The sequence below is a fragment of the Agromyces albus genome (genome assembly GCF_004134825.1).
GTDB classification, from domain to species: Bacteria; Actinomycetota; Actinomycetes; order Actinomycetales; family Microbacteriaceae; genus Agromyces; species Agromyces albus.
The window spans coordinates 31,652-55,244 of sequence record NZ_SDPN01000008.1; the positions used below are offsets into that span (position 1 = coordinate 31,652).

The 23,593-nt window shown below is 69.1% G+C and carries 18 protein-coding genes and 1 pseudogene; 6 read left to right on the top strand and 13 right to left on the bottom strand.

The features are described 5' to 3' along the window. Positions 1 to 240 precede the first annotated feature (240 nt). The gene (locus ESP51_RS20555; RefSeq protein WP_164990429.1) at positions 241 to 1,737 is read left to right on the top strand and encodes a right-handed parallel beta-helix repeat-containing protein; all 1,497 of its coding nucleotides are present in this window, start codon (positions 241 to 243) and stop codon (positions 1,735 to 1,737) included. Between the two features lie 25 nt (positions 1,738 to 1,762). On the opposite strand, the gene ESP51_RS06160 is transcribed toward ESP51_RS20555, so the two are convergent. Genes ESP51_RS06160 through ESP51_RS06170 form a run of 3 tightly spaced genes read right to left on the bottom strand, consistent with a single transcriptional unit; the run spans position 1,763 to position 5,354 of the window. Continuing rightward, positions 1,763 to 2,632: an O-fucosyltransferase family protein gene (locus tag ESP51_RS06160; protein WP_129520024.1), complete on the bottom strand. Its 870-nt coding sequence runs from the start codon at positions 2,630 to 2,632 to the stop codon at positions 1,763 to 1,765. An 11-nt stretch (positions 2,633 to 2,643) separates the two neighbouring features. Then, the gene (locus tag ESP51_RS06165) at positions 2,644 to 4,065 is read right to left on the bottom strand and encodes a tyrosine-protein kinase domain-containing protein (protein ID WP_129520025.1); all 1,422 of its coding nucleotides are present in this window, start codon (positions 4,063 to 4,065) and stop codon (positions 2,644 to 2,646) included. Further along, positions 4,062 to 5,354 (bottom strand): hypothetical protein, encoded by a 1,293-nt coding sequence (locus ESP51_RS06170; RefSeq protein ID WP_129520026.1) that lies wholly within the window; start codon positions 5,352 to 5,354, stop codon positions 4,062 to 4,064. The genes ESP51_RS06165 and ESP51_RS06170 overlap by 4 nt, the downstream gene beginning before the upstream one ends. Positions 5,355 to 5,512: 158 nt before the next feature. Between ESP51_RS06170 and ESP51_RS06175 the strand changes: the two genes are divergently transcribed. Further along, entirely contained in the window at positions 5,513 to 6,556 is a 1,044-nt protein-coding gene (locus ESP51_RS06175) for a polysaccharide pyruvyl transferase family protein (protein WP_241843011.1), read from the top strand. Positions 6,557 to 6,609: 53 nt separating this feature from the next. Here ESP51_RS06175 and ESP51_RS06180 read toward each other — a convergent pair whose 3' ends face one another. The 7 genes and pseudogenes from ESP51_RS06180 to ESP51_RS06210 all read right to left on the bottom strand — a co-directional run bounded on the left by ESP51_RS06180 (position 6,610) and on the right by ESP51_RS06210 (position 14,650). Next, positions 6,610 to 10,143, bottom strand: coding sequence for a PKD domain-containing protein (locus tag ESP51_RS06180; RefSeq protein ID WP_129520028.1), 3,534 nt, complete (start codon positions 10,141 to 10,143; stop codon positions 6,610 to 6,612). Between the two features lie 20 nt (positions 10,144 to 10,163). Continuing rightward, the gene (locus ESP51_RS06185) at positions 10,164 to 10,658 is read right to left on the bottom strand and encodes a hypothetical protein (RefSeq protein WP_129520029.1); all 495 of its coding nucleotides are present in this window, start codon (positions 10,656 to 10,658) and stop codon (positions 10,164 to 10,166) included. A 373-nt stretch (positions 10,659 to 11,031) separates the two neighbouring features. Further along, positions 11,032 to 11,232, bottom strand: a complete 201-nt coding sequence (locus tag ESP51_RS06190) for a hypothetical protein (protein WP_129520030.1) — start codon at positions 11,230 to 11,232, stop codon at positions 11,032 to 11,034. Between the two features lie 103 nt (positions 11,233 to 11,335). Then, on the bottom strand, positions 11,336 to 12,214 hold the full coding sequence (gene ypfJ, locus ESP51_RS06195) for a KPN_02809 family neutral zinc metallopeptidase (RefSeq protein WP_129520031.1): 879 nt from the start codon (positions 12,212 to 12,214) through the stop codon (positions 11,336 to 11,338). 258 nt (positions 12,215 to 12,472) lie between these two features. Continuing rightward, a pseudogene (pip, locus tag ESP51_RS06200) lies at positions 12,473 to 13,429 on the bottom strand (prolyl aminopeptidase); the annotation flags it as partial. A gap of 35 nt (positions 13,430 to 13,464) precedes the next feature. Next, the gene (locus ESP51_RS06205; protein ID WP_129520033.1) at positions 13,465 to 14,130 is read right to left on the bottom strand and encodes a hypothetical protein; all 666 of its coding nucleotides are present in this window, start codon (positions 14,128 to 14,130) and stop codon (positions 13,465 to 13,467) included. A gap of 46 nt (positions 14,131 to 14,176) precedes the next feature. Continuing rightward, positions 14,177 to 14,650, bottom strand: a complete 474-nt coding sequence (locus tag ESP51_RS06210; RefSeq protein ID WP_129520034.1) for a DUF6220 domain-containing protein — start codon at positions 14,648 to 14,650, stop codon at positions 14,177 to 14,179. A 268-nt stretch (positions 14,651 to 14,918) separates the two neighbouring features. Between ESP51_RS06210 and ESP51_RS06215 the strand changes: the two genes are divergently transcribed. Further along, the gene (locus ESP51_RS06215) at positions 14,919 to 15,929 is read left to right on the top strand and encodes a malate dehydrogenase (protein WP_129520035.1); all 1,011 of its coding nucleotides are present in this window, start codon (positions 14,919 to 14,921) and stop codon (positions 15,927 to 15,929) included. 29 nt (positions 15,930 to 15,958) lie between these two features. Beyond that, positions 15,959 to 16,132, top strand: a complete 174-nt coding sequence (locus ESP51_RS06220; RefSeq protein WP_129520036.1) for an HPP family protein — start codon at positions 15,959 to 15,961, stop codon at positions 16,130 to 16,132. Here ESP51_RS06220 and ESP51_RS06225 read toward each other — a convergent pair. After that, positions 16,129 to 16,956 (bottom strand): TetR/AcrR family transcriptional regulator, encoded by an 828-nt coding sequence (locus tag ESP51_RS06225; RefSeq protein WP_129520037.1) that lies wholly within the window; start codon positions 16,954 to 16,956, stop codon positions 16,129 to 16,131. The genes ESP51_RS06220 and ESP51_RS06225 overlap by 4 nt on opposite strands. Before the next feature lie 76 nt (positions 16,957 to 17,032). On the opposite strand from ESP51_RS06225, the gene ESP51_RS06230 reads away from it, so the two are divergent. Together ESP51_RS06230 and ESP51_RS06235 are read left to right on the top strand one after the other, a co-directional pair. Continuing rightward, entirely contained in the window at positions 17,033 to 18,061 is a 1,029-nt protein-coding gene (locus ESP51_RS06230) for an ATP-binding cassette domain-containing protein (protein ID WP_129520038.1), read from the top strand. Then, positions 18,058 to 18,888, top strand: coding sequence for an ABC transporter permease (locus tag ESP51_RS06235; protein WP_129520039.1), 831 nt, complete (start codon positions 18,058 to 18,060; stop codon positions 18,886 to 18,888). Before ESP51_RS06230 ends, ESP51_RS06235 begins: the two co-directional genes overlap by 4 nt. 56 nt (positions 18,889 to 18,944) lie before the next feature. Here ESP51_RS06235 and ESP51_RS06240 read toward each other — a convergent pair whose 3' ends face one another. Then, positions 18,945 to 21,113 carry an acyl-CoA dehydrogenase family protein gene (locus ESP51_RS06240; protein ID WP_129520040.1) on the bottom strand — a complete coding sequence of 723 codons (2,169 nt, stop codon included), beginning with the start codon at positions 21,111 to 21,113 and terminating at the stop codon, positions 18,945 to 18,947. A 282-nt stretch (positions 21,114 to 21,395) separates the two neighbouring features. Next, complete coding sequence (recQ, locus tag ESP51_RS06245) at positions 21,396 to 23,243, bottom strand: DNA helicase RecQ (RefSeq protein WP_129520096.1); 1,848 nt, start codon at positions 23,241 to 23,243, stop codon at positions 21,396 to 21,398. Positions 23,244 to 23,593 lie beyond the last annotated feature (350 nt).

The window sequence follows — 23,593 nt, forward strand, 5'->3', positions numbered from 1 at the left end:
CCGTTCGCTCGTCCCGCTTCGCTCCGCGAGCGATGCAGTCGACCGTCAGGCCTTACCCATGAGTCTTACTCGATTCTCCCAGACCGCGTACGTAGCATCCCGTCAACACCCCAACACGAACACCCCCGAGCGGCCTCGCGCCGTTCCGCCTCCCGTCACCCCCACCGGGAGGCGCCGACGTCGGCGACGAGCAGCGGCACTGACCGCCGCTCGCCGACCTGATCCCAGAACCCCCTAGGAATGAAGAACAGACTCCGACTCACAACCGTCCTTGCCGCCTCCATCGCGATCGCCCCGATCGCCGCCCTCCTCCCCGTCATCCCGGCATCTGCAACCGTCGCCACGAGCACGGCCACGACGCTCCAGCCCGGCTCGTCCTACCTCACCAGGGCCGCCGGATCGTGGACCGACGGAACCGCCACCCTCTCGACCAAGGTCGCCGCGCTGCCCGCAGGCGGTGGAAGTCTCTACACGGGCGTTCGCATCCGCGAGTCTGCCGACAGCTACTACCTCGTCCAGTCGCGGATCTACCCCGCCGGCGACGTGCAGAGCTCGATCCGCCGCGTCGTGACGACCAACGGGACGGCCACCACGACCGTGCTCGGTTCGACGAAGTACGCACCGGCGAAGGCGAAGGCCGGATCCGCACTCTCGATCAAGTTCCAGGCGACGGGTACCGACAGCGTGAGCCTTCGCGCGACGGTGACCGTCGGTGGCGGCACTCCGCTCGTGCTGACCGCGACCGATGCTGATACGGCCGCCCTCGATCGCGCCGGCACGGCGGCAGGCTGGGGCTACCTCTCCACGTCGTCGCCGGCGATCCGGATCGCCTCCGCGACCGTGGACTCGACTCCGGCGCCCACGACAGCAGCACCGGCGCCTGCCCCGGCGCCTGCCCCGGCCCCGGCCCCGGCCCCGACCCCCACTCCGGCTCCCAATCCGGCTCCCGCTCCGGGCGCGTACCCGAGTGCCGAGACGACGGGGGTGCCTGCCGGCACGACGCTCAAGGTGCACCAGGGTGACCTCACGGTGACGACGCCGGGCGCCGTCATCGACGGCGTCGAGGTCCACGGCCTCCTCATCGTCAAGGCACCGGATGTCGTGATCAAGAACTCGCGCATCCTCGGCCGCGCGGTCGACAACCACGTCGGCCTCGTCTCGAATGTGGTCTCCGGCATGCCGTTCACGATCCAGGACTCCGAGATCTCCTCGTCGGTGGCGTCTCCGTACGCGAACGGCATCTTCGGCAGCGCGTTCACCGCGATCCGAGTCGACATCTCGAACGTGATCGACCCGATCCGGGTGATCGGCGGCGACGTCGAGATCCGCGACTCGTGGCTCCACGACAACGACCACTTCGAGGTCGACATCTCGCGCAATGGGACCCCGAGTCATGACGACTCGATCCAGATCGAGGGGGGCAACGACATCTCGATCGTCGGCAACCGGCTCGAGCACGCCGACAACGCCGCGATCCAGATCACGCAGAACACCTCGAAGGCGACGCTCGGCAACATCCGCATCACCGGGAACTACCTCAACGACGGTGGCTGCACCCTGAACGTCGCGCGGACGCCGGCCACGATCGCCAACTTCGCGGTGGCCGACAACGTGTTCGGTCCCGACCGCAAGTTCGCCCAGTGCGGGATTCTCGCGCCCGACGTGAATGCACCGCAGCAGTCGGGCAACACGTGGGAGGCGACCGGAGCGACCGTCGTGCGGACGGTCCTCAAGTAGTCAGAACGACGTCATTCCACGATCGTCAGTTGCGGCCCGGGCTTCGAAGCTCGGGCCGCAACGGCGTTCCCACGGTCAGCGCCTCCTGCATCTCGTAGCGTGTCGAGGCGGGCGAGGTCGATGTCTCGAGCGCCACCTTTGATCCTGCGAGGTGCTGCGCGAGCTCGGGAAAGCTCGAATAGTGCGGACCGAGGATGTGGCAGGAGGCCGCGAGCAGGTAGAGGTCGGCGACGGAAGCCTGCAACGCTGAACGGCTGTTGTACTCGCCCTTCCCGGTCTGCCCCACGCAATCGGGGAACCGGTCCGCCACCCGCGCGAACGCCGCATCGGTGTCGGCGGCGACATAGAGGCCGAGCCCGGGCCGCACCGAGCGGATCTCCTCGATCCGATCGAGATACCACTCCACGGGAGAGGATCGCAGGGTCGCTTCGTGCGCGACCGTGTGCGATCTGATCATGACGCCGAGGTAGGGCCGGCTGAGGGACGCCGCTTCGAAGAGTTCCAGGATCCGATTCCTGATCCCCTCGACGGGCTGCACGGTGCGCAGTGCGGCATGCCAGCTTGGTGCACCCCTCGGCAGCACGAGCGCGTGGGGGGTTCGGATCTGCCAGACGCGAGCCTGTCGTGCGGCGTCGTCGATCCAGTCGAGACTCGCGTCACGATAGGGGAAGAGCGGCGTGAGCGCCCGTGAGAGCGCCTCCGGCCATCGACGCTCATCGAATTCCCAGAGCTCCTCGAGCCTCGCGCCGAATCCGCGCCCCGTCGGCCAGACGTAGGCGAAGGCGCGCCCCTCGAGCTCCGCGAGGACCTTGCCGCCGAGCACGACGCGCATGCGATTCCCGAGCCCGTGATAACGGCGGGTCACTGCGACCAGGACGTTCTCGCGCCCGCTCACCGCGCCACGCCCTATTCAGCAGCCGCGCTGCTCGCCGGTATCTTGGGGCGGGCGCTCGTGTGCTTCTTCACCTCTGCATCGCGCCTGTCGTCCATGGCGCGCGCGCGTGCCTTCACGCCGTTCGGGATCAACCCGGAGATGTGCGCGTCGGAGCGTTCAAGCGCCTCGAGCGTGGTGGTGAGCTGGGCGCGCCGCACCCGCTTGTAATCGACGATGACGACCGTCGAATCGACCTGTCGCGCCATCACCAGCGCATCAGCCCCCGCGAGCACAGGCGCCGTGTCGATGACGACCAGGTCGTACTCCGCGACGACTTCCCTGATGAGGTCTGACATGCGCGCAGACTCCAAGAGCTCGACCGGATTCGGCGGAACCTCCCCCGAGGGGAGGATGTCGAGCGTGGATCCGGCCCACGGTTGCACGATGCTCCGGAACGGCACGCTGTCCACAAGCACGGTCGTGAGACCCACGCTTCCGTCTCGGGAGAACATCTCGGCGACCCGCGGCGTCCGGAGATTCGCATCGATCAGCAGCACTCGCGCTCCCGTCTCGGCGACGACGACGGCGAGGTTCGCGGCCACCGAGCTCTTCCCCTCGAAGTGCACCGACGACGTGACCACGATGCTCCGCGTCTCGTGGCTCGCCGAGGCGAATCGGAGCGCGGATCGCAGACGACGGACGGATGCCGCCGCACGCCCGTCGGGCTGGCGGAGCGCCACGGGTCGAGGGTCCGAGCTCTTCGGGAACCGCTCGATCGAAGCGAGGATCGGCACTCCGGTGAGCGACTTCAACGCGGACTCCGATCGCACGCGGGTGTCGAGGAAGCTCCCGAAGACGAGCGCGGCACACGCGAGGATGAAACCCGCGATGGCGCCGAGCAGCGCATCCTGCTGCTTGTTCGGGAACGTCTGGAAGATCGCCGGCTCCGCCGGTTCGATCACGGTGGCCGACACCGTCGAGTTGCCGTCGGCATCCGCGGGCGCGACCTCGTCGACAGCGGTGATGAGGGAGTCCGCGACGCGATTGGCGACGAGGGCGGCAAGCCGCCGATCCGTCGAGCCGACCCGGACGTCGAGGATCACGGTGCTCTGCGGAATCGTCACGCTCATCAGTCGCCGGAGCTGCGGCTCGGTGAGCTCGCCGTCGAACTGCTCGGACACCGGGTCGAGGACCACCGAGGAGGTCGCGAGCCGGGCGAACGACAGCATCTGAGCCTGCGTGTAGGCCGAGCCCTGATTGATGTCGGAGCCGCTCGATCCCGTGCGCAATGAGAAGTAGAGCGAGGCCGTCGAATGATAGGTCGGCGTCACGGTGTTCGATACGGCGAAGGCGCCGACCCCGCCGAGGATCGCCGCGGCGAGCACGAGGTACCACCGCTTCCGGATCACCGCGATGGCCCGAGCGATGCTCATGGTGTTCGTCGTGGTGCTCACGATGTGTCCACCCGCTCTCTTCGGATTCCATCCGCTATGAACGCGTCACGACCGGGCAGAACCGCGAGCCCGGTTCGATCTCGACTATACGAGGTGACGGCGACGCCCGCGAGGAACCAGACCAGGAAGCCGTATTGCGTGATGAGCGCAACCGCCGCGAACGCCGGGACCTGTGCAGCGACCGCGACCGCTGCTGGAGTGGCGCGTCCCGAAGCCACGCTCACGACGCCTGCGACGATCGCGGCGATCAGGACCAGCAATGGCAGATAGCCGAAGCGGAGGCCGGTGAGAACAAGTTCACTGTCGATGGACTGGAACGACCCATAGTAGGTCTCGCCGGTCGGGAGCACGGTCCAGCTCGCAGCGATGCCGAGCGCGTGCAACTCTCCGATGAGCGCGACGAGATCGGAGCGGTATTGGGCGCTGCCGCCGGCCTCCTCGCCCGCTGCGCTGAACACCTCCATGATCATCGGCAACGCGAACACCGCGGCGACGATGAGCAGGATGGTGACACTGAGCCGCATCGCCCGGGAGAGCCATCGGCCGAGCACGAGCACGGCGAGCGCGAGGGTGATCGCGAGGCCGATCAGGCCGATTCGGCTGAAGCTCATGCCCACCGCGGTGACCACGAGCGTCAGGCAGGCAAGCCGCACCCACACCGGCCATCGGGTCACGATCACGAAGACCGAACTCATCGCCAGCGAGCTGGCGAATGCGATCGAGTGGCCGAACGCACCTTCGACTCGAACGAATCCGCCCCTCGGTTGCAACTCGTGCCACGTCTGCCAGGCGCCGTTCGGCATGACGATCCCGACGAAGGGATTGAAGCCGGTCATGAATTCGATGACCGCGAGCACTGCGGCGCCGGTGGCCACGACCGCGATGCACGAATACAGCCAACCGGGCTCGACGCGTGCCAATACGACACGTCCCCACAGGTAGGGAAGGAACCAGCCGAACAGGACGATCAGGACATGACCCCAGGTCGCGCCACGGAACAGGTAGGCGGTGACGACCAGCCCGACGAAGCCGACGACCAGGATGTCGATCGATGAGAGCGAGAGATTCGTGGTCGACCACGCGGCGAGTGCGATGAGGGTGACCCCGGTCAACACGGAGAAGTACACCCCGGCCTGCACTCCCACCCAGATGGGCACGAAGAAGCATGCCGCAGCCCATCCGACAACGACCAGTCGCGGTGCCGCTCGCGCGACGTACCACACTGCGGCGAGGGTACCCGCCGCGACTGCAAGGAGGAGCACGGTTCTCAGATCGAGTTCATCCGGCACGTCCACACCCCCGGTCCTGGGGGCTTCGCGGCATCCCCGACCCAAGCAGGATGCCACGGCGATCCATAAGATCGAGAGCAGCGGGGCACCGGCACAGACTGGAGAACGAAGTGCGCGTACTCGTGTTGTGGGCGGATGAACACTCACCGAATCTCGGCGTGCGCGTTCTGGCCCGCGGCAGCCGCGACCTGCTCAGCGGCGTGTGGCCCGAAGCGGAGTTCGAGTTCGCCGACTTCACCGCTCGTCCACGGCAGGTCCCGTGGGGTCGCGTGCGCTCGCTCGTGCGGGAGCGCGTGCAGGGGCGGTTCGGCATGCAACGCTGGCTCGGGGAGTTCGACGTGGTGTGGGATACCCGCTCAGGCGACAGTTTCTCGGACATGTACGGTTCGCACCGGCATTCGGTCATGTCGACGGTGCACGAGTTCGCGGTCCAGTCGGGCGGCTCGGTCGTCATGGCGCCGCAGACCATCGGTACGTTCGGGTCGATCACCGGGCGGATGCTCGGTCGACTCTCCCTGCATCGATCAGCTCTCGTCTTCGCGCGCGACCCGGTCAGCGCCGCCGCGGCCGCCGCGCTCGGCAGGCCGGTCGACGCCGTCACGAGCGACCTCGCCTTCGCGATCTCGCAGCCGGAGCACGTCGCCGTGCGACGTGACGTCATCCTCAACGTCTCAGGCCTGCTCTGGCAGGAGAACCCGCACGCCGACGCGCAGGCATACCGGGAAGCCGTGAGATCGATCATCCGCACACTCCTCGCGCAATCCCGGTCGATCGCCATCCTGCCGCATGTGCTCGACTCCCACGATCGCGACAACGACGCGCCCGCGGTCGACGCCCTCGTCGAGGAGTTCGGCGCAGACCTCGAGGTCGTGGTGCCGCGCGACCTCGACGACGCCCGGGCGATCATCGCCGGATCGAGCGCGCTGGTCGGAGCGCGCATGCACGCTTGCCTGAACGCCCTGTCGACCGGGGTGCCCGCCGTCGCGATGGCATACTCCCGAAAATTCGCCCCGCTCTTCGGTGAGCTCGGATGGCCGCACTCGGTCTCGCTCGCCTCGGATGGCCCCGACGTGGCGGCACGTGTACTCAAGATCCTCGGCGAACGGTCGCTCCGCCCCCTGGCGCTCGACGCGCAAGCGAGAGGGCGGGCATCGATGACCGCGATGCTCCCCGCCCTCGAGTCGCTCTCCTTCCGTCGCTGATCACACAGGCACGCAGCGATCGCTCGTGCCTGGCGACTCATGTGGGCCTCCGTTCAGCCTGCGGCAACCACGTTCAGGCGGTCGAAGGCGACTCCGATAGGTGAGTTGGTCGCGGTGCTCGAGACGTAGGAGGTGATCGAGAGCTGGCCGCTGCCCTGCAGGCCGGGATCGCTGTCGGTCGCCGTCACCCACCAATCGACCGGCTCCGCCTGCCCTTGCGGCCAGGCCTTCACCTGCAGCGTCGTGGAGGCGCCCGTGCTCACCGTGCGCACCCGGATCTCGAGTGTGGCGCCGGCCACGTGCGTGTATCCCGTCAGCACCCGGTTGGCGATGAGCGTCTCGGTGGTGCCGACGAGCCGCGCGACGCCGACGTTCACGACGCCGGTCGCCGAGAAGCGAAGCTTCGCGCGGTACTCGCCCGCAGCCGTCTTGCGCGGGGCGATGTTGACATGCGTGCCTCCGCCGTCGGCCACCTTGTCGGTCGAGACGCTGACCCGCGCGTCGGTGTTGGCCGGCAGGGTCCCGGAGAGCGTCGTCGAGCGCGTCTGGCCGTTCAGCAGGCTCAGCCGGCCGACCCCACCCGAGACGGATGAACCGGACGCGGTGCTCCACGTGCCACCGACGTCGGCGGTGCCCCAACCGCTGGTGGAGGTGCGCTCGAAGTCGTCCTTGGCGAGCGCGGTCGGATTCGCCTCCGAGACGGTGACCGTCTTCGTCGTCGATCCCGTGGCGCCCATGCTGTCGGTCACGGTGAGCTTCACGCTGTAGTCCCCTGGCGCCGCATAGTTGCGAGTCGGTGCGGGCTGCGTCGAGGTCCCGCCGTCGCCGAACTCCCACGCGTACGACGTGATCGTGGCGCCATCGGCTGCAGTCGACGATCTCCCGTCGAACGCGACCGACAACCCGGTGGCCACCGACGTGAACGCCGCGGTCGGCGCGGCGTGCGCAGGCGCCACGGTCACCGGCTTCGACGTCGACGACGTCAGGCCGGCACTGTCGGTCACGGTCAGGGTGATCGTGTACGTGCCGCCGGCGGCGTACGTGTGCGTCGCCGTGACGCCGGTGCCCGCCGCCGTGTTGTCACCCCAGTTCCAGCTGTACGAGGTGATCGTGCGACCGGGCGGTGCCGAGGAGGTCGATCCATTCACCGAGACGTCCAGTTCGTCTGTCGTCGCCGTGAACGCCGCGGTCGGTGCGGCCGCGCCCGTGGCCTTCGAATAGTGCGCCGTCACCTCCTGCGGCGTGAGCACACGGTCGTACACCGCGACCTCATCGATCTGGCCCGAGAAGTAGTCCGTCACGGGTCGCTCCGGCCAGCCGGAGAGGTTGTCGCCGCCGACCCGCCAGAAGCCGTTGAAGGCCTGCGAGGTGTTCTCGGGCCGGGTGCCGACGAGCTGTCCGTCGACGTAGAGCTTCATCCCATCCCAGCCCTGCGACGCCACGACGTGGTGCCAGCCGCCGTTCCGGTACGTTGCCGTGGTCGTGATCGTGCGGGCGATACCCGGATGCGTGCCGAAGGCCAGGCGCCCGTTGTTGAGCATGTAGACGTGGCGATCGTAGCTCGTGGAGGTCCCCGACGACGAGTTCCCGTAGCCGATCAGCTTCCCACCGGTCAGCGTCGTCGTCTTGAACCACAGTTCGGTCGAGAAGCCCTGCCCGACGGGGGCGGTACTCGTGGAGTTGATGAATCCGCTCGACGTGCCGCTGAAGTTGTACGACGGCCCGGGCTCCGAGGTCAGCGCCCCGCTCGAGTTCGAGGTCACACCCGACCGCACGACGCCGTTGTTGTTCCCGGCGAGGTCGTCCCCGCCCTGCGCGGCGGTGCCGCCGAGGCGCCAGTACAGCGATGCGCCATCGTCGAGCACCGTCTCGGCGTACGACGAGCCTGCTGCGCTCGCCACCGTCGTCGACACCGTGGCACTGTTCGCGATGTTCCCGTCGCCGTCGACCGCGACGACGCGATAGCTCTGCGTGGAGCCCGGCGGCAGGCCGGTGTCCTTCAGCGCCACGATCGGCTGCTCCCAATAGGTGGACTGCACCGTCTTGGTCGCCACCGGCTGGGATTGGCCGGTGCGCATGAGCCGGTAGGTGATGTTGAGGTCGTCGCGATCCCAGTTGGCGGGAATGGTCACGCGCGCCGTCCCGCTCGTGGTCGACGACGCGGTCGGGACCCACGTCGTGTCCGAGAGCCGCGGACCGGAATTCTTCCCGGTCGAGGGGTTCCGGGAGAAGCGGGTGATGCCCTGAGAACGCTGCCCGTTCACGAAGGCCTGCTCGCCGCCGATGAGCAGGTAGTCGCCCGCGCCCGTCGCCGTCCAGCCGCCCTGGCCGCCGTCGGCGCCGCCCGTGATCCAGTCGGGGTACCAGTTCACGAACGCCGGTGCCGGCCATCCGCTCCAGTCGGCATAGATGCTGTTGACGTTGAACGTGCGCAGAAGGGTGCCCTTCGGCGCTGCCGTCATGAGCGTGGCGTTGCGCATGTTGCCCGGGGAAGGCGAGCCCTGTGTCATGCCGTTCGCGGTCTCGCACGAGTGCTCATGGCCGGTGGAGTACACGTTCGTGCCGTCGGAGTACACGCCGTAGTGGTCGCCGTGGCAGTCCGCGATCCATCGGATGTCGCCGCTGCCGGGCTCTGCCGAGAACAGTCCCTCGAGGTTGCCGACCGTCTTGCTCGCGTAGACCCACCCGGTGCCGTAGATGGCATTCGCATCCGCCTCGAGCTCCCAGATGCCCGCCTTGCCGGAATTGCTGCTGCCGGCGGCGACGCCGTTCTGCACGACGGAGGGCGCGGTCCACGGCAGGATCGCTCCAGAGCTGAGGTCGAGCGCCGCGAGTCCTCGCTGGGAGACGTTGTTCACCGTTCCGAAGCGGCCGGCGACGATGAGCTTGTCCTTCGAGGGCGTGAGCACCATGCTGTCGACCTGCAGGTCGGTGGTCGGCGCCCATCCGAGCAGGGCACCGTTCGTGCTGCTGAACGCGACGAGATTCTTGCGAGCGACGCCTGCCCCCGCCTGGATCAAGCCACCCAGGTAGACCGCGGAGTTCGTGACAGCGACCGTGTTGACGTACGAGCCGCCGACGGCCGGCCTGAATGTCGTGGACAGCGCACCCGTGGCGACGTCGAAGGCGGCGAAGTTCCATCGGGTCTGACCGTTGACGTTGTTGAAGCTGCCGCCGACGTAGATGCGCGACCCGTCGGGCGAGGCCTCGATGACCTTCACCTGGCCGTTGATCACCGGTGCGAACGAGGTGATCACGCCCGTGGTGAGGTTGTACGCGAGGATGTTGCTGCGTGGAATCAGGCTCGTTCCCGGGGCGGCCCCTGCGGGCCGAGCGTTCGAGAAGCTGCCGCCGGCATAGACGGTGTTCCCGACGACCTCCTGCGTCCACACGATGCCGGAATCGATCTGCACCGTGGGCAGCGGATCGGCGGTGACCGTCAAGTTGTTCCGCTGCTCGATCGGCGCGGGGCCGTCCTCAGCGGCCGTCGCTGGACTCGCAGTCCCGAACAACACTCCGGCGGCCACGACCACGGCCGCCGTGACCATGGCGAGACCCTTCCGGCTTCGGGTCGACTCGAGCTCCATGACGTCTCCTCGTTCGTGCGTTACGCAACAGATCCGTGGAAGACGACGACCGGCGCACCCGCCGCGTAGTCGACCATCAACGTGATCTCATTTCGGGTGTCCTCGGGAATGCGGAACACGTACGTTCCTTCAGCAGCTTCGCCGTCGTCGACGGTGCCGATCGCCGGTGCCGCCGGCGACGAGGTCGTGGGCACGGCGACGTTTCCGGCCGCATCGACGAGGGAGACGATCGCGCCGCCCACGTCGAGTACCTCGCCGGACTCGTTCTCGAATCGGATCGTGGCCGCGACCGCGGGGCCGGCGAGTTCACCCGGCGTCTCGGCTTCGACCGTGATGGCGGAGATCTCGGCGACCGAAACCCGAACCCCCGTGTCGAGCGTCACGACATCGTCGAGATCGGCGTCCTCCACCGGCGCCGGCGGGGCTTCCTCGATGACGTCATCGATCGTCGTGCCATCGGGCGGGGGCACCTCGGTCGTCCGGGGTTTCTCGGGTTCGACCGGTCCGGATGGCACGGCGGATTGCTCGTTGGATGGGCCACCGGACGGCCCGCCCGATGGCCCACCGGATGCGATGCACCCCGTGAGCGAACCGACCAGAATCACCGCGGACGCTACTGCGGTGACCACTGTGCTGTGCAGCGATCTCTCATCGGCCGATCCGGAGTGGGTCCTACTGTGCCTCACGAGTTCCTCGAGCCCTGCTCGACCGCCACAGCCTGCGCTGGACGGTCTTCGCCCCATACCCTCGTCGTTGGGGTGAGGATTTCTCAACTATAGGCCGCTCGTACGGTGCTTACTAGACCCAATCAAGGGGCGGAGGCCGGTCGGCCAACCTCATCGAGGGCGCCGCCGATCGAGTGCTGCTCGCGGCCGGAGACCTCCGGGGTCAGGCTCCAGCACGCGGCGACAACCGATGGACGGCCCCCGACGTGTGCTCGCCTGCGGTTCCGTGGCCGAAACCGTTGATCGGCTCCGCATACCAGTGATCGACGCCGCGCCCACAGGTGCAGGCGATGGCCACCGTCTCCTGGATGATCGCCGCGCGGAACAGCTCGCGGTGCGGCGTCGTGGTACCGGGTCGTTGCATGGTCGTGCTCCCCTCGCTCCGCGGGTGCACGCCTCCGTGCACTCTCAAGGAAGAGACGCCGAACGCGCCCGATCATGACGCGAGTTCGAATGTTCCCGTGCGATCAGAGTGCCGAGCCGTCGACAGCGAAGGTGTCGCACGCGCCGGCCCCCTGGTCGAAGCCCGTCTCGAACCACCGCACGCGTTGCTCGCTCGTGCCGTGCGTGAAGGTATGCGGCGAGACCTGGCCTTGCGTCGCCTCCTGGATGCGGTCGTCTCCGACGGCGGCCGCGGCGTCGAGCGCACTCGTGTACTGCTCCGGGGTGATCTCCTGCAGGAACGGCACGCCGCTCTCGTCGGGCACCGTCGATGCGTCGGCTGCCCACGCCCCGGCGAAGCAATCGGCCTGCAGCTCGACGCGCACGGCGTTCGACGTCGGACCGGTCTGGCCGTCTTGCGACCGCTCGAGGATGCCCGCGATGTTCTGCACGTGGTGGCCCCACTCGTGCGCGATCACGTACATCTCGGCGAGCGGTCCGCCGCTCGACCCGAACCGGCTGCGGAGCTCGTCGTAGAACGTCACGTCGATGTAGATGGTCTGATCTGGCGGGCAGTAGAAGGGACCCGTCGCCGACGACGCCCCGCCGCATCCCGTGTTCACTGCACCGTCGAAGAGCACGAGGTCACGGGGGCCGGCATAGGCGAGCCCGATCTCGGGGCCGCCCTGCTGCGACCAGTACGCCTCGAGCGATGCGGAAGCGCCCTTCATGCGGCATTCGATGTTCTCGTTCGCGTCGGCACCCGTGAGGCACTGCTCGAGCGACGAGTCGGTCGTGGCAGGCTGACCGCCGCCACCCACGAGGCCCGACAGGTCGACGCCGAGGAGCTGCGAGAGCAGGAACAGTGCGACCACGCCGAGCCCGCCGCCCACGGCGATTCCCGTGTTCCGGCCGCGCTTGGAGGCCTTGCCGCCGCCGATGTCGGCGTTCGGGTTGAACGTCATGGATCGACGCTACTCCGACGCGTCGTCCTGGCGCAGCCCCTTGCCCGTGGCGTCGCGGGCGTGCTCGCGATCGCCGTCATCGCCGCCACGGTCGTCATCGCCGTGCTCACGGTCGCCTTCATCGCCAGCGCCAGCGTCGTCATCGCGATCGTCTCCGCGCTCGCCGCCTTCATCGCCGTCGTCATCGCGGTCATCGCCGTCGTCGCCGTCGTCGCCGTCGTCGCCGCGATCGCCGTCGGCATACTCGTCATCGCGAGAAGCGCCCGAGAAGCGGTCGGTGGCCTCGATGAGTGCGTCGAGGATCCCCGGCTCGTCGAAGGCGTGCCCGGCGTCGGCGATGATGCGCAGGTCGGCTTCGGGCCAGGCTCGGTGCAGGTCCCACGCGGTCATCGCGGGCGTGCACATGTCGTATCGTCCCTGCACGATCACGGCCGGGATGGCGGTGAGGCGCGTGGCATCCCGAATCAACTGCCCCTCTTCCCACCACCCGCCGTGCCGGAAGTAGTGGTTCTCGATCCGGGCGAACGCCGTCGCGAACTCGGGCGTCGTGAACCGTGCGATCGTGTCGGCCTGCGGCAGGAGCGTGATCGTCGAGGCCTCCCATCGCGCCCAGGCCGCTGCTGCCGGCTCGTGCACCTCGGGATTCGGATTCCGCAGCAGGCGCGCGTAGGCCTCGATGAGGTGCCCGCGTTCGAGCAGGGGAACGGGGGCGATGAACTCCTCCCAGAGGTCGGGATACACCGCCGACGCGCCGCCTTCGTAGAACCAGTCGAGCTCCTGCCGGCGCAGGGTGAAGATGCCGCGGAGCACGAGCTCCGTCACTCGCTCGGGGTGCGTCTGGGCGTAGGCGAGGCCCAGGGCACTTCCCCACGAGCCGCCGAACACGAGCCAGCGATCGATGCTGAGGTGCTCGCGCAGTCGTTCCATGTCGGCGACGAGGTGCCAGGTCGTGTTCGCCGAGAGGTCGGCCTCGGGCTCGCTCGCGTGCGGGATCGAGAGTCCGCAGCCGCGCTGGTCGAAGAGCACGATCCGGTACCGCTCCGGGTCGAAGAGCCGCCGGTGCTCTGGCGTCGTGCCGGCACCGGGCCCGCCGTGCAGGAACACCGCCGGCTTGCCCGAGAGATTTCCGGAGATCTCCCAATAGATGTGCTGTCCGTCGCCGACGTCGAGCATGCCCGTCTCAAGCGGCTCGATCTCGGGATACAACTCACGCATGCCTCAGGGTAGGCGTAGCGACGGATGCCGCGTCGCTACGCCACGCGCAAACGAGCGACGCGGCTGCCGATGACGATCCACCACACGGGGTAGAGCAGCCAGCACGGCACCCCGATCGCACCGGCCAGGCTGTAGGAGGCGAACTGGGGGACGGACCCCTCGGGTAGCGCAGCGCCGGCGAGGGCGATCACCACCGCCGCGACGAGCGCGATGCCCATGATCCGGCCCCACTTCGCGACGGCGGGCGGAAGCGCCCCCGTCTGCAGGCCGACCGTGGAGGCCATCGCGAGCCATGCGTAGATGACCGCCACGGCGGGCAGCGACAGTGCGAGCTGGACGTCGAATCCGACGGCGCCCGCGAGCAGCAGCACGGTCGCGAGCGCGACCACGGCGACGGCGACGATGAAGACGACCGTCATGGCACGCAGCGATCGACTCCTCGGCAGGACGGCCACCAGGCTGGTCGCGGCGAGCGCGTGCGCGGGCGCGAACACGACGCCGGTCACGTCGTTCGCGGGCGCGAGCCAGGACCACTCGCTCCCGCGGTCGTTCATCGGAGGTCCGAGCGCGTAGAAGAACACGAGGAAGAGCACCCCGAGACAACCACCGGCTCCCGCGACGAGCGCCCACAGGCGCAGTCGCGAGAGCGCCCGGCGATCAGCCGCGGCGTCGCTGCCCGGCGCGTGGAGCTGGCGAGTCATTCCGGCTCATTCCCGGCGGTGCGACCGCGCCGGAACGCCGGCGTCGTCATGGCGACGACGACGGCACGGCCTCAGGCTCCTCGTCGGAGGTCGTTGCGCGGGCGGGAGTCGAGAAGGCGAGCCGCTTCGACCGATGCAGCACGATCGTCGACACCCACAGGATCGCGAGCCCGTTGACCGCGTGGAAGCCCAGCATGATCGTTCCCGACGTGGTGACATGCCCGTCGGGCGGCGGCGTGCTTCCGGTGAGCAGGCCGGTGAGGATGAACAGCACTGTCTGGAAGAGCAGCAGTCCGAGCACCAGGAACGTGAGTCCGATCGTTCCGCGGCCCGCTCTCGCAAGCGCCGCGGAGATGATCCACAGGATGATGAGCACCGGGAGCACCATCCGGCCGTTCGTGCCGTGGATGGCGAACAGCTCGTCTTCCGGTTCACTGAACACGCCGATGGCGGCGAGGTAGAACTGCACGACGACGGCGAGCACGACGAGCCCGCTGAGAACGAAGAACACCTTGCGCATTTTCGGCTCCAATGACGAAAAGCGGAGGCGGTGAGTGCTCCTGTGCCGCGCCCCCGGGACGGACGAGGAGATGTCGCGAGTCCGTCGCACTGGCAGGTGCGCGGGTTGGACTCGTTCAGGCTCGCGTTCTGTTGAGGGCAAACCTAGGGCACACAGTGACCCCTCCGTAAGCACCCGATCAGGTGACGCGAACACGAACACGATCGATGCCGGCGCGCAGGCTTTCGCACCGCCGTGAGGCCCGGCACCGGCGGCGTAGGCTCGGAGCATGAGCCGCACACCGGTCACGATCACCATCACTGGCGCAGGCGGGCAGATCGGCTACGCCCTGCTCTTCCGCATCGCCTCCGGCGCGATGCTCGGGCCCGAGACCTCCGTGCGCCTGAACCTCCTCGAGATCCCGCAGGGCGTGCGAGCGGCCGAGGGGGCCGCGCTCGAACTCCAGGACTCGGCCTTTCCGCTGCTCTCGCATGTCGACGTCTACGACGACGCCGCCAGGGCATTCTCCGGCGCGAACCTCGGCCTGCTCGTCGGCGCCCGGCCGCGCACCGCCGGCGTGGAGCGTGGCGACCTGCTCGCCGCGAACGGCGGGATCTTCGGCCCGCAGGGCGAGGCCATCAACGCCGGCGCCGCCGACGACATCCGCGTCGTGGTGGTCGGCAATCCGGCGAACACGAACGCGCTCATCGCGGCGGCGCATGCTCCGGATGTCCCGGCCGAGCGCTTCACCGCCCTCACTCGCCTCGACCACAACCGCGCCCTCGGCCAGCTCGCCGAGGCGCTCGAGATCCCCGTCGGCGAGCTGCGCCAGGTGACGATCTGGGGCAACCACTCGGCGACCCAGTTCCCCGATGTCGCCCATGGCACGGCGGCGGGCGACCCGGTGCCCGCGTTGCTCGCGGCGCGCTTCGGAGGGCCCGATGCGGCACAGGAGTGGCTCGTCGACGAGTTCATCCCGCGGGTCGCGAAGCGCGGTGCCGAGATCATCGAGGTGCGCGGCTCGTCATCGGTGGCGTCGGCGGCGGCAGCGACGATCGACCACGTGCGCGACTGGGTGGCCGGCACGCCCGACGGCTGGACGAGCGCGGCAGTCGTCTCCGACGGCTCCTACGGCGTGCCCGAAGGGCTCGTCTCCTCGTTCCCGGTCGAGTCCGTCGACGGGGCCTGGCGCATCGTGCAGGGGCTCGACGTCGACGACTTCGCGCGGCAGCGCATCGCGGCATCCGTCGCCGAGCTCGAAGACGAGCGCGAGGCCGTTCGCGGGCTCGGCCTCATCTGATCGGCGGGCGATCAGCCTAGGCTTGCGGGATGGCCGAGTCCTCCCCGAATGCCCGTCGCACGCAGCTCATCGTCGGACTCGTCGTGGGGGCGATCGTCGGCGTGGGCGTGAGCCTCTGGACGGGGTTCTGGCTCTGGCTGGCAGCCGGGCTCGTCGTCGGGCTTGCCACGGGCGCCCTCATGAAGCCGCCGCCGACGAGTTAGTCGAGGCGCGCTTCGCCGGCACGCGCTTCGCCGGCACGCGGTTCGCCGGCACGCGCTTCGCCGACGTCGGCGATGTACGACTCGATGCCGTCGATGACGCGCGCGAGCCCGAACTCGAAGGCGCGTGCCGGGTCGGCGACTGCGGCGTACGCCTCGCCCGCCGCTTGTCCGACCCTTCCTGAGATCTCGTACCGACCCGGCTCCATGACCTGCTCGAGGATCGGGGCGTTGCGCTCCCACCACTCCTGGTCGCTCTCCTCGGTCGCGCGCAGGAGCCGCTCTGCGTCGACGAAGGCACGCGCCGGGCCCGACACGTACCCGACGACGAGCGTGATGACCTGGTCCATGTCGAGATCGGTGAGCCCGAGCCCCTCGATGGCGGTGAGCGCCCACTCCCAGCGGTCCGACACGTTCGGCCCGAGCGGAGGGCGGCTCGTGTCGATCGCGAGCAGCCACGGGTGCCGAAGGTAGTCGCGCCACTGCAGCCGCGCGATGCGCTCGAGTCGCTCGCGCAATGAGCCGGTGTGCGGCGGCAGCTCCTGCTCCCCCGCGACCTGGTCGAACATGAGGTCGATGAGCTCGGCTTTGCCCGGCACGTAGGTGTAGACCGACATGGGCTTGAGCCCGAGCCGGTCGGCGATGCGCCGCATCGACACCGCCTCGATGCCCTCTTCATCGGCGAGCTGGATGGCGGTGCTCACGACCTCGTCGACGCTCGACCGCTGCTTCGGCCCCCGCGAACCGGTGGGCTCGCCGAGCCGATCGCGCCACAGCAGCGCGAGCGTGCGGTCGGGCTCGCCACGGCCCGTCGATTCGGTCGACATCGGGCTAGTCTACTTTCTCCATATGGTGTACGGTTTCACTCGGAATAATTCCGTACGCCGTACGTTAAGGAAAACGATGACTCCACGAAACTTGACACCGACCCGCCCTCCCAGCGCACCCGGCACGCCCACCGCACTCAGTGCGACCGGACTCCGGAAGCACTACGGCCGCGCACTCGCGCTCGACGGCTTCGACCTCGAGATCGCCCGCGGCACGGTGCACGGCCTGCTCGGCCCGAATGGAGCCGGCAAGACCACGGCCGTGCGCTGCCTCACCACCCTCAGCTCGATCGACGAGGGCGCCGCGACGATCGACGGCATCGACGTACGGCAGCACCCCGCCCTCGTGCGCGAGCGCATCGGCCTCGTCGGCCAGTTCCACGCCGTCGACGAAGCGCTCACCGCTCGCCAGAACCTCGTGCTGTTCGCGCGGCTCAGCGGGCTCTCCAAGGTTCGCGCCCGATCTCGCGCCGACGAACTGCTCGAGTCGTTCCAGTTGACGGATGCCGCCGACCGCGCCGTCTCGGGATTCTCGGGCGGCATGCGACGGCGCCTCGACATCTCCGCGGGCCTCGTGCTCACCCCGGCGATGCTCTTCCTCGACGAGCCGACCACCGGACTCGACCCTCGCGGTCGCGCCACGGTTTGGCAGGCCGTGCGCGAGATCGCTGCGGCGGGCACGACCGTGCTGCTCACGACGCAATACCTCGACGAGGCCGACCAGCTCGCGAGCCGCATCTCGGTGATGGACCACGGCCGGGTCGTCGCCGAGGGCTCCCCCAGCGAGCTCAAGCGACGGCTCGGCGGCGACCGCGTCGACGCGGTGATCGCCGACGCCGCGCTGCTGGCCCAGGCGGCCGACGTGATCGGCCGGGTTGCGGCGGCTGCGGCATCCGTCGACCCCGACACCCGCACGATCACCGTCGAGGTCGCCGACGGCGCGAAGGCGCTCACTCCGATCGTGCGCGAGCTCGATCTCGCGGGCATCGCGATCGACGACCTCGCCCTGCGGCGACCGACGCTCGACGAGGTGTTCCTGCACCTCACCGGGCAACCCGGCGCCGCGGATGCCGCGCAGCAACCAGCACACGAGGAGGCACGATGACGACCACGACCATCACCCACGCCCCGGGCGAGACGCGGGACCGCCGGCCGAACGCCGTGAGGGAGGGCTGGCTGATCGCCGGCCGCGACGTGCTGCACTGGGTGCGCGAGCCCTGGGGCCTCATCTTCGGCCTCGCGTTCAACGTCATGCTGCTGCTCATGTTCGGCTTCCTCTTCGGCGGCGCGATCGACGTGCCGGGCGGAGGCGACTACATCGCCTTCCTCCTGCCGGGCATGTTCGCACTCACGATGCTCTTCGGGCTCGAGAGCACGATGACGGCGATGGCCGAGGACGCGAAGCGCGGCATCACCGATCGGTTCCGCTCCCTGCCGCTCTCGAGCGCGTCGGTCGCCCTCGGCCGGGCGATCGCCGACCTCGCATCGTCGGCGCTGAGCCTCGGGGTGCTGATGCTCGGCGGTCTCCTCATCGGCTGGCGGCCGACCACGGGCCCCGCCGAGATCGTGCTCGCCGTCGTGCTGCTGCTCTGGCTGCGGTTCGCGCTGCTCTGGCTCGGTATCTACCTCGGGTTGAGCTTCCGGGGCGCAGGCGCGACGACGGCCGTGCAGGTGCTCGTCTGGCCGATCGGATTCCTCTCAACCGTGTTCGTGTCGGCCGAGACGATGCCCGGCTGGCTCGGAACCGTCGCCGAGTGGAATCCGGTCTCCGCCACCGCGACGGCGACCCGCGAGCTCTTCGGCAATCCGACGGGTGCGACGAGCGGGTGGCTGGCCGAGAACGCGGTGCTCGCGGCATCCGTGTGGCCGCTTGTGATCACCCTCGTGTTCCTGCCGCTCGCGGCGGCCGCCTATCGCGGCTTGCGCCGGTGACGCAGCGGTGGTCGAGTAGCGCGCCGCGACGCGCGACGCTACTCGACCACCGGCCGTTACTTCTTCGACTTCTCGGGAACGGGAAGCGTGCCCGCGGCGCGCTGCGCCGCGTAGTAAGCGCGGGCCTCGTCTTGACGTTCCTGCTCGGCGCCCGACGCGATCTTCGCGCGCAAGTGCTCGGGGCGGTAGCCGAACGCGTCGACGAGGTCTTGCGCATGCGGGCGCAACCGCTCGATGAGCCGGTCGATGTAGGCGGTCACGGCTTGCGCGCGCTGCGGCGAGAGCCGGCCGTTGATGAGGTACCACGCGAGGTGCTTCTCGATGAGGCCGAGCCCGAACAGGTCGCGCACCCAGGTGAGCACTTGCTTCGTTCCTGCATCGGTCGTGCGCTCGAGGGCCCGCGTGAACGCCTCCCACTGGAGCAGCTCGGCGTGCGCCCGTGCGGCTTCGATGAGCTCGTTCTGGTTGCGATTGAAGACCGCCGCGGCATCCGACTTCGGCAGCTTCCGGGCCTCTCGCAGGCGACCCGCGATGTCGCCGATCATCGCCTCGACGCGATCGGTGAGCAGCTCGCGCTGCGTGTTCGTGTCGCGGAGCTCGGCGACCGAACGGGCGGTCGAACCGAAGTCGGCGATCGTCTGCGCCAGGCGGCGCAAGCCGGTGCCGTGGTAGGCGCGGTCGGCCGTCTGCTGCACGACATAGCGGGCCATGACGCCGGCATCCGCATTCGCGAACTGCTTCGAGTAGTCGGTGAGCAGGCGCTTGGCCACGAGCTGCAGCAACACGTTGTTGTCGCCCTCGAAGGTGACGTAGATGTCGAGGTCCTGACGCAGGCCGACGATGCGGTTCTCGGCGAGGAAGCCGGCGCCGCCACTGGCCTCGCGCGCCTCCTGGAGCGTCTCGAGCGCGTGCCACGTGGAGAGCGGCTTGAGCGCTGCCGCGATCGTCTCGAGGTCTTGGCGGTCGTCGTCGGTGTCGGCCTTGCCGGAGAACACCTCGTCGAACTTCACGAGGAACTCGTCGTGCGCGAAGATCTGCGCGTACGTCGTGGCGAGCTTCGGCAGCAGCCGGCGCTGGTGGCGCTGGTAATCGAGCAGCACCTCTTCGTCGGTGTCGCTGCCCGCGGTGAACTGGCGGCGCTGGTTGCCGTAGGTGATCGCGATCGTGAGCGCCATCGCCGCAGCGCTCGTCGCGGCGCCGTCGAGCGACACGCGACCCTGCACGAGAGTGCCGAGCATCGTGAAGAAGCGGCGGCCCGAGCTCGCGATCGGGCTCGAGTAGGTGCCGTCTTCGGCGACGTCGCCATAGCGGTTCAACAGGTTCACGCGGGGCACGCGCACGTCGGTGAAGTGCAGGCGGCCGTTGTCGATGCCGTTGAGGCCGCCCTTCAGGCCGTCGTCTTCGCCGCCGATGCCCGGCAGGAAGCCGCCATCGGCGTCGCGCAGCGGCACGTAGAAGGCGTGCACGCCGTGGTTCACGCCCTTCGTGATGAGCTGCGCGAAGACCACCGCCGCGGTGCCGTGCAGTGCCGCGTTGCCGAGGTAGTCCTTCCAGGCGCCGCGGAACGGAGTGTCGATGACGAACTCCTGCGTCGACTCGTCGTAGGTGGCCGTGGTGCCGATCGCCGCGACATCCGAGCCGTGACCCGTCTCGGTCATCGCGAACGCGCCGGGCACCTCGAGCGTCATGATGTCGGGCAGGAAGGTCTGGTGGTGGTACTCGGTGCCGAGGTGCAGCACCGCTGCACCGAACAGGCCCCACTGCACACCCGACTTGATCTGGAGGCTCGGATCGGCGAGCACGAGCTCCTCGAACCCGGCGATGTTGCCGCCGTGGTCGTCGTGCCCGCCGAGCGACTTCGGGAACGCGCGGTGGACCGCGCCGTGTTCGACGAGGATCTTCAGTTGTTGGAGCACGCGCTCGCGGTGCTCCTCCATCGACTGGCCCTCGATGCGCTGCAGGTCGGGGTGCGCGGCGCGCTCGCGCGCGACGAGGCGCAGGTCGGCCCAGGTGCCGAGCAACTGACGGCCTAGGGTGGCGACGTCGACCTTCGGTGCTGCGCCGTGCGCGGTCGCGACCGTTGCCGGCGATGGTGCCGGTGCAGGCGTGCCGGCTGCCGGACGGGCCGGCTTCTGCGCCGAGTCGACGGCGCCGGAAGTGCGGGCTGCGGGCTGGGTCGTCGACTCTGAGGTCTTCGAGGAAGTGCTGGGTGCCGTGTCAACCATCGTCGGTTTCGTCCTTCGTCTGCGGTCAGGCTTCGTCTGCCGTCAGGCAGCGCCTGCGATCAGGCTTCGCCTGTGGTCAAGGCTCGCCTGCGGTCGAGGCTCACTTCCACGGTATGACCGCACCTCGCGCGCCCGAAACCGTGCGTCCCGGGCCTACAAACCGCGCCCGCGACCGCTCGGATGCGCCTGTCGAGACCCTACAAAGCCGAGTCGGGCCCACGTAGGACCATCGACAATCGGATGCCGCGGCATCCGCTTATCCGAATGCTGCGCCGAACGTGATCAGGCCGCGGCGACGACCCGGATCAGTGCCTCGCCGTAGGCTTCGAGCTTCTTCGCTCCGATGCCGGTGATGCCGTCGAGCTCGCCGATGGCAGCGGGACGCGCTTGCGCGACGGCGCGAAGCGTGGCGTCGCCGAACACGATGTAGGCGGGCACTCCCTGCTCGCGCGCCTCACCCGCTCGCCACGCGCGCAGCGCCTCGAACAGCTCGAGCTCGAGCGGGCTGAGATCTGCCGAGGCGGCGGCGGCCTTCGGCCCGCGTGACCGGGTGATGCGTTCGGGTTCGGTGCGGAGCGCCACCTCGTGCCTGCCCGCGAGCACGGCGGCGGATGCCTCGGTGACCGTGAGCGTGCCGTACTCGCCGTGCGTGGCGAGCAGGCCCTGCGCGAGCAGCTGCCGCACGACACTTCGCCACTGCTGTTCGCTGAGGTCTTGGCCGATGCCCCACGTGGTGAGCGAATCGTGGTCGTACTGGCGCGAGCGCGGCGTCTCTTTGCCGCGCAGGATGTCGATGAGGTGCCCGGCGCCGAACTTCTGCCGGCGCTCACGCTGCAGGCGCACGATCGTCGACATGAGCTTCTGTGCCGGCACGGTGCCGTTCCACGAGGCGGGCGGCTCGAGGCACGTGTCGCAGTTGCCGCACGGCTGGCTCGCCTGGCCGAAGTAACCGAGCAGGTTCTGGCGTCGGCACTGCACGGTCTCGCAGAGCGCGAGCATCGCGTCGAGGTGTTGCGCCAGGCGGCGACGATGCGCGAGGTCTCCGGGACTCTCGTCGATCATGCGGCGCTGCTGCACGACGTCTTGCAGACCGTAGGCGAGCCAGGCGGTGGCCGGGGCGCCGTCGCGGCCGGCACGGCCCGTCTCCTGGTAGTAGCCCTCGACCGACTTCGGCAGGTCGATGTGCGCCACGAATCGAACATCGGGCTTGTCGATGCCCATGCCGAACGCGATGGTCGCGACGATGACGACGCCGTCTTCGCGGAGGAACCGCTCTTGCGTGCGACGGCGGAGCGCGGCGTCGAGTCCGGCGTGGTAGGGCAGCGCGTTCACGCCGTTCGCGGCGAGGAAGGCGGCGGTCTTCTCGGTGGTGGCGCGGGAGAGGGCGTAGATGATGCCCGAGACCGGATTGCCTGCGGCATCCACACCCTCGCTGCGGACGAAGTCGAGCAGCTGCTTGCGCACCTCGAGCTTGGGCGCGATGCGGTACTGGATGTTCGGGCGGTCGAAGCTCGAGACGAAGTGCTTGGCCCCGCTGAGCGAGAGCCGGTCGGTGATCTCGCGGTGGGTGGCGTCAGTGGCGGTGGCGGTGAGCGCGATGCGCGGCACGTCGGGCCAGCGCTCGGCGAGCTCGGAGAGCGCGAGATAGTCGGGGCGGAAGTCGTGGCCCCATTGTGCGACGCAGTGCGCCTCGTCGATCGCGAAGAGCGCGACCTTGCCGCGCGCGAGGAGCTGCTTGGCCGACTCGGTGTTCAGGCGCTCGGGCGCGACGTAGAGGAGGTCGAGCTCACCCGCGACGTAGGCCCGCTCGACGTCGGCACGCTCGGCGGGCTGCTGGCTCGAATTGAGGTAGGCGGCCCGCACACCGTTGCGGACGAGCGCGTCGACCTGGTCGTGCATGAGCGCGATGAGCGGCGAGACCACGATGCCGGTGCCCTCGCGGAGCAGTGACGGGATCTGGTAGCAGAGACTCTTGCCGCCGCCGGTGGGCATGAGCACGACGGCGTCGCCGCCCGACGTGACCTGCTCGATGATCTCGGCCTGCTCGCCGCGGAACGCGTCGAAGCCGAACACCGTGTGCAGCGCCTCGGCCGCCGTCGCGAAGCGGGCCGGGGCGACGCCGCCGGGCATGGCCGCGGTCGTGTTGCGGGTCGTGTTGCGAGCAGCGCCGTGCCCGGCGCCTCGCGGCGAGGAACCGAAGCCGGCTCCCCTTTCGTTCGAGGGTGCGCCCGACCAGCCGTCGTCGGCGGGCGGAACCCAGTCGTCATCGGGCGGTGGCGCGAACTCGTCGGGATCCCAGGGGACCTCCTCGGCCGAATCGGGCTGCGCGTTCGAGTTCACTCGTCGAGTGTAACGAGCGCCGCTGACGGACCGGCTGCCCGGCAGCGGCTGAGCGGGGCCGATCGAGCGCGGCGACCGGTGGAGGACGAGTCATCCGGATGCTTCATCGCCACTCCGAACCGGGCGAGCTCGAGATCGCT

Bases quoted from the DNA above. Each gene is read 5' to 3' on its own strand.
- ESP51_RS20555 (WP_164990429.1), top strand. From the start codon at position 241: ATGAAGAACAGACTCCGACTCACAACCGTCCTTGCCGCCTCCATCGCG.
- ESP51_RS06180 (WP_129520028.1), bottom strand. From the start codon at position 10,143: ATGGAGCTCGAGTCGACCCGAAGCCGGAAGGGTCTCGCCATGGTCACG.
- ESP51_RS06190 (WP_129520030.1), bottom strand. From the start codon at position 11,232: ATGCAACGACCCGGTACCACGACGCCGCACCGCGAGCTGTTCCGCGCG.
- ypfJ (WP_129520031.1), bottom strand. From the start codon at position 12,214: ATGACGTTCAACCCGAACGCCGACATCGGCGGCGGCAAGGCCTCCAAG.
- ESP51_RS06205 (WP_129520033.1), bottom strand. From the start codon at position 14,130: ATGACTCGCCAGCTCCACGCGCCGGGCAGCGACGCCGCGGCTGATCGC.
- ESP51_RS06210 (WP_129520034.1), bottom strand. From the start codon at position 14,650: ATGCGCAAGGTGTTCTTCGTTCTCAGCGGGCTCGTCGTGCTCGCCGTC.
- ESP51_RS06215 (WP_129520035.1), top strand. From the start codon at position 14,919: ATGAGCCGCACACCGGTCACGATCACCATCACTGGCGCAGGCGGGCAG.
- ESP51_RS06220 (WP_129520036.1), top strand. From the start codon at position 15,959: ATGGCCGAGTCCTCCCCGAATGCCCGTCGCACGCAGCTCATCGTCGGA.
- ESP51_RS06225 (WP_129520037.1), bottom strand. From the start codon at position 16,956: ATGTCGACCGAATCGACGGGCCGTGGCGAGCCCGACCGCACGCTCGCG.
- ESP51_RS06230 (WP_129520038.1), top strand. From the start codon at position 17,033: ATGACTCCACGAAACTTGACACCGACCCGCCCTCCCAGCGCACCCGGC.
- ESP51_RS06235 (WP_129520039.1), top strand. From the start codon at position 18,058: ATGACGACCACGACCATCACCCACGCCCCGGGCGAGACGCGGGACCGC.
- ESP51_RS06240 (WP_129520040.1), bottom strand. From the start codon at position 21,113: ATGGTTGACACGGCACCCAGCACTTCCTCGAAGACCTCAGAGTCGACG.
- recQ (WP_129520096.1), bottom strand. From the start codon at position 23,243: ATGCCCGGCGGCGTCGCCCCGGCCCGCTTCGCGACGGCGGCCGAGGCG.